This window comes from Methylopila musalis (assembly GCF_042679725.1).
GTDB classification, from domain to species: Bacteria; Pseudomonadota; Alphaproteobacteria; order Rhizobiales; family Methylopilaceae; genus Methylopila; species Methylopila musalis.
Window position 1 is genome coordinate 1 of sequence record NZ_JBHTMX010000199.1, and the last position, 5008, is coordinate 5008.

At 69.3% G+C, this 5008-nt stretch carries 6 protein-coding genes; 1 reads left to right on the top strand and 5 read right to left on the bottom strand.

Going from position 1 to position 5008, the window contains the following annotated elements; all coding sequences use genetic code 11:
- The 4 genes from ACFQ4O_RS14920 to yajC form a co-directional block, all read right to left on the bottom strand.
- On the bottom strand, positions 1 to 256 hold a 256-nt coding region (locus tag ACFQ4O_RS14920; RefSeq protein WP_378776706.1), incomplete at its 3' end, for an Mth938-like domain-containing protein.
- Between the two features lie 23 nt (positions 257 to 279).
- The gene (gene secF, locus ACFQ4O_RS14925) at positions 280 to 1236 is read right to left on the bottom strand and encodes a protein translocase subunit SecF (RefSeq protein ID WP_378776708.1); all 957 of its coding nucleotides are present in this window, start codon (positions 1234 to 1236) and stop codon (positions 280 to 282) included.
- Positions 1237 to 1252: 16 nt separating this feature from the next.
- Entirely contained in the window at positions 1253 to 2866 is a 1614-nt protein-coding gene (secD, locus tag ACFQ4O_RS14930; RefSeq protein WP_378776710.1) for a protein translocase subunit SecD, read from the bottom strand.
- A 54-nt stretch (positions 2867 to 2920) separates the two neighbouring features.
- Positions 2921 to 3259, bottom strand: coding sequence for a preprotein translocase subunit YajC (yajC, locus tag ACFQ4O_RS14935; RefSeq protein WP_378776712.1), 339 nt, complete (start codon positions 3257 to 3259; stop codon positions 2921 to 2923).
- Between the two features lie 290 nt (positions 3260 to 3549).
- Between yajC and ACFQ4O_RS14940 the strand changes: the two genes are divergently transcribed.
- On the top strand, positions 3550 to 4434 hold the full coding sequence (locus ACFQ4O_RS14940; RefSeq protein ID WP_378776714.1) for an ATP-binding protein: 885 nt from the start codon (positions 3550 to 3552) through the stop codon (positions 4432 to 4434).
- A gap of 72 nt (positions 4435 to 4506) precedes the next feature.
- Here ACFQ4O_RS14940 and ACFQ4O_RS14945 read toward each other — a convergent pair.
- The coding region (locus ACFQ4O_RS14945; RefSeq protein WP_378776716.1) for a murein hydrolase activator EnvC family protein at positions 4507 to 5008 on the bottom strand (502 nt) is incomplete at its 5' end.

Consider the following 5008-nt stretch of genomic DNA (forward strand, 5'->3'; position numbering starts at 1 on the left):
CCGCGCGCACCGCGGCGGGCGGCTGCGCGATGTCGGCGCCCGCGCCGAACAGCAGGGTGTCGATCGCGTCCGCCTCCGCCAGCACCCGGGCGAAGGCCGCCTCATCCAGATCGCGGGCCGCGGCGTAGGGCCAGGCCCACATGCCCGACGGCAGGCAGAGCAGCGAGCCCCGGTGGGACAGGTCCGCGAAGCGGAACCCGCCGCCGCCATAGGCGTCGATCAGATGGGCGCCCGGCAGATGCCGCCCGTCCTCCATGCCGACGCCCGGCTCCGCGCGGGTCAGGCCCGCGCCTTGGTCGCGCGCGCCTGGGCCTCGGCCTTCTCGTCCGCCGCCGCCCGGCCCGAGGTCTTCAGGCCGAGATAGATCAGCATGGGCGAGGACACGAAGATCGCCGAATAGGTGCAGATCACCACGCCGAACAGCATAACGTTGGCGAAGCCCTGGATGGCCTGCCCGCCGAACAGCACCAGCGCCAGCAGCGACAGCGCCGTGGTGGTGGCGGTCATCATGGTGCGCGACATGGTGGAGTTGATGGAGATGTCCAGCAGCTCCTCGGTCGGGATGTTCTTGTAGCGCCGCAGCAGTTCGCGGGTGCGGTCGAACACCACCACCGTCTCGTTCAGCGAATAGCCGACGATGGTCAGGATCGCCGCGATGGAGGTCATGTTGAACTCTTCGCGGGTGATGATGAAGAAGCCGACCGTGAGCACGATGTCGTGCAGCGTGCCGATCACCGCGCCGATGGCGAGCGTCAGCTCGAAGCGGAACCACAGGTAGACCAGCACCGAGACGATCGCGAGCACGACGCCGAGCGTGCCGGACTGCACCAGCTCGCCGGAGACGCGCGGCCCCACCGTCTCGACGCGGCGCACCTCGTAGTCGGTCTCGAAGGCGGTGCGGGCCTTGCTCACCAGCGCGCTCTGGGCCGGCTCGCCGCCGGGCTGGATGCGGAAGCGCACGGAGACCTGCCCGCCGGAGCCGAACTCCTGCACCTCCACCTCGCCAGCGTCGAAGCTGTGCGCCTTCTCGCGCACCGACGCCATGTCGGCGACGCCGTTCTTCGCCTGAAGCTCCATCAGCGTGCCGCCGGTGAAGTCGATGCCGAAGTTCAGGCCGATCGTCAGGAACAGGATGATGGTGGCGACCGAGATCGCCGCCGAGAACGGGAAGCTCAGCCAGCGCCAGCGGACGAAGCGGAACTTGCTGTCGTCGGGGAAGAGTCGGATCAGACGCATCGGTGCGGGCTTTCGGTCAGAACGGCATCGTGGTCGGGCGCGTGCGCCGGTACCACAGCGCGATCATCATGCGGGTCATGGTCACGGCCGTGATCACGGTCGTGAGGATGCCGAGCAGGAAGACCACCGCGAAGCCGCGCACCGGACCGGAGCCCAGCGCGAACAGGATGAGGGCCGCGATGCCCATGGTGGAGTTCGAGTCCACGATGACGGCGAAGGCGTGCTTGAAGCCGGCCTCGATCGACGAGACCATGCTGCGGCCGGCGCGGAACTCCTCGCGGATGCGCTCGTAGATCAGCACGTTGGAATCGACCGCGGTGCCGATGGTGAGCACGATGCCCGCGATGCCGGGCAGCGTCAGCGTGGCGCCGAGCAGCGACATCAGCGCGAAGATGAACACCACGTGCACGGTCAGCGCCACGTTGGCGAAGAAGCCGAATACGCCGTAGGTCGCGAACATGAAGATGACCACGAACACGGCGGAGACCCAGGTGGCGCGGGTGCCGGCCTCGATCGAGTCCTGCCCGAGGCCGGGGCCGACCACACGCTCCTCGATCACGTCCAGCGGCGCCGGCAGCGCGCCGGCGCGCAGCAGAACGGCGAGGTCGTTGGCGCTCTGAACCGTGAAGTTGCCGGAGATCTGCCCCTGCCCGCCGGTGATCGGCTCGCGAATGGTTGGGGCCGAGATCACCTTGTTGTCCAGAACGATGGCGAAGGGCTTGCCCACGTTTTGCCGCGTCACCTCCGCGAAAGCCTGGGCGCCGCGATTGTTGAACCGGAAGGAGACCACCGGCTCGCGGGTGTTCTGCTCGAAGCTCGGCTGGGCGTCGGTCAGCTCCGCGCCGGAAATGATGGCGCGGCGCTCCACCAGATAAGGACGGGTGCGCTCGCCGTTCTCTTCCTCGTAGAGCACTTCGGTCCCGGCCGGAACCGCGCCCTGCAGCGCCTGCTCCACCGGGGTCGACGTGTCCACCAGCCGGAACTCCATGTTGGCGGTCTGGCCGAGAATTCTCTTGAGATGCTCCGGATTGGCGAGACCCGGCACCTGAACCAGGATGCGGTTCGCGCCCTGGCGCTGGATCGAGGGCTCCACCGTGCCGAGCTGGTCGACGCGGCGGCGCACCACTTCGAGCGACTGGTCCACCGCCTGACGGATGCGGGACTGGACGCCGGCGTCCGTCATAGTCGCGGTGGCGACGTTCTGGCCGCGCTGGCCGACCTCGATGTCGAGCTGGCCGGTGGCGCCGAACACGCTGTTGCTGATCGGCTGGGCGATCGTGCGCAGGCGCTCCTGCGCCTTGGCCAGATCGGCTGCGTCCCGCACCGTCACGGAGACGGTGCGGCCGTCGAGCCGGATCTCGCTGGTGCCGATGCGCGCCTCGCGCATCTGCCGCCGCACATCCTCCTGCAGGGCGACCGCGCGGGAGCGCGTCAGCTCTTCGCCGTCCACCTCCAGCAGAAGCTGCGAGCCGCCCTGAAGGTCGAGGCCGAGCACGATGGTGCGGGCCGGGAACCAGCTCGGATAGAAGTCGCGAACCGACTGGGGCAGCACGTTGGGCAGCGCGAACAGAACGCCGAGCGCGCAGAGCGCCAGCACCGCCGCGGTCTTCCAGAACGAGAAATGCAGCATGAGCCTTCCGGCCTTCTCAAGTGCGGGCGCCGGGCGAACCCGGCGCGGACAGCGTCAGGACTCGGCCTTGACCGGCTCGCCCTTGGAGCGCACCTCGGCGATCATGGCGCGCGAGAGGCGCGCGCGCACGTTCGGCGACAGCTCGATCTCGACCTCGCCGTCGTCCACCACCTTGGTGACGCGGGCGATCAGGCCGCCGGAGGTGACGACGACGTCGCCGCGGCGCACGTTCTTCACCATCTCCCGGTGGTCCTTCACCCGCTTCTGCTGCGGCCGCAGGATCAGGAAATACATGATCACGAAGATCAGCAGGAACGGCAGCAGCTGGATCAGGAAATCCGTGCCGCTCGGCGCCGCGGAGGCGGCCTGGGCGTAGGCGGGGGTGACGAACATCGTGAGCTCCGGTGGCGTGGGTCGCGCGCCTCGCTCGATCGAGCCGGCTTCAACCTGACGGACAAGAACCGGAGCGCGCCCCGGCGAAAGCGCGCGGACTATAGCCACGCCCCTTGCGAAAGCAAATCACGGCTCGGAGGCGCGCGGGCTTCGTCCTTTGTCGAACGAACGCAAGCGTGGGAGCCGTCATGCCGCAGGCGTTGTGGACGCTCCGCGCCGCGACGGATAACCACGGTGGCGCCGGGCTCGCCCGGTCTCCGCGCCACCCGCGTTCGAGGCGAATCCCCACGATGTCCGATCCGTTCTACTCCATGCCCGCCACCGACACCCGCGACGCCCTGCTGGCGCGCATCGCCGACGCGCTGGACCGGCTTGCGCCGCCCGCGCCCACGCTCCCGGATTTCGACGCGGCGGACGCCTTCGTCTGGAGCGCGGCCGAGAAGCGGCTTCAGCCCGTGCCCGAGGTGTCGCGGGTCGAGATCGGCCTGCTCAAGGGCGTGGACCGGGTGCGCGACCAGCTGCTCGCCAACACCCTGCGCTTCGCCCGCGGCCGCCCCGCCAACAACGCCCTGCTCTGGGGCGCCCGCGGCATGGGCAAGAGTTCGCTGGTCAAGGCCGCGCATGCGAGCGTCGCCGAGACCGCCACGGCGGAAGGCCATCCCCGGCTGAAGCTGATCGAGATCCACCGGGAGGACATCGAATCGATGCCCCTGCTGATGGGCCTCCTGCGCGGCGCGCCCTACCGCTTCCTGCTGTTCTGCGACGATCTCTCCTTCGACGCAGAGGACACGTCGTACAAGTCGCTGAAGGCGGTGCTGGACGGCGGCGTGGAGGGGCGGCCCGGCAACGTGCTGCTCTACGCCACTTCAAACCGCCGCCACCTGCTGTCGCGCGACATGATCGAGAACGAGCGCTCCACCGCCATCAACCCCGGCGAGGCGGTGGAGGAGAAGGTGTCGCTGTCCGACCGCTTCGGCCTGTGGCTCGGCTTCCACCGCTGCAGCCAGGCCGAATATCTCGCCATGGTGGACGGCTACGTGGCCCATCTCGGCCTGACGGTCGATGCCGCCGAGCTGCGCCGGGACGCGCTGGAATGGGCCACCACCCGCGGCGCCCGCTCGGGCCGCGTGGCGTGGCAGTTCATCCAGGATCTGGCGGGCCGCCTCGAAGGCTAAACGGCCCCGCCGCATGAAAAAACCCGGCGTCGCGGAGACGCCGGGTTTTTTGTTCGTTCGTAACCGCGTCGGTCAGATGCCGGCGAGATGGTCCATCGGGTCCACCGCCTGGGCGCCCTTGCGCACCTCGAAGTGCAGCTGCGGCGAGGCCACGTTTCCGGACGAGCCGGACTTGGCGATGATCTGGCCCCGGCGCACCGTCTCGCCGCGCTTCACGTTCAGCGCGCTGTTGTGGGCGTAGGCCGTGACCCAGCCGTTGGAATGGCGGATCAGCACCAGATTGCCGAAGTTCTTCAGCTGGTCGCCCGCATAGGCCACCACGCCGTCGTCGGAGGCCTTGACCTCGGTGCCTTCCGGCACCGCGAGGTTGATGCCGTCATTGGTGACGCCGCTCGCCTTGGAGCCGAAGTTCGACACCACGCGGCCGCGCACCGGCCAGCGGAAGTTCGGGCCGCCCGACGCCGCGGCGGGGGCGGTGTCCACCTTCATGGCGGCGGGCTTGGCCGCCTCGGACGGCTCCGGCGCGTCGGTCGCCTTGCTGGGCGCGCCGGCGAAGGCCTGGGCAGTCGGCGCG

What these genes read in the sequence shown, in the direction of transcription:
- secF (WP_378776708.1), bottom strand. Translation starts at nt 1,236, where the DNA reads ATGCGTCTGATCCGACTCTTCCCCGACGACAGCAAGTTCCGCTTCGTC.
- secD (WP_378776710.1), bottom strand. Translation starts at nt 2,866, where the DNA reads ATGCTGCATTTCTCGTTCTGGAAGACCGCGGCGGTGCTGGCGCTCTGC.
- yajC (WP_378776712.1), bottom strand. Translation starts at nt 3,259, where the DNA reads ATGTTCGTCACCCCCGCCTACGCCCAGGCCGCCTCCGCGGCGCCGAGC.
- ACFQ4O_RS14940 (WP_378776714.1), top strand. Translation starts at nt 3,550, where the DNA reads ATGTCCGATCCGTTCTACTCCATGCCCGCCACCGACACCCGCGACGCC.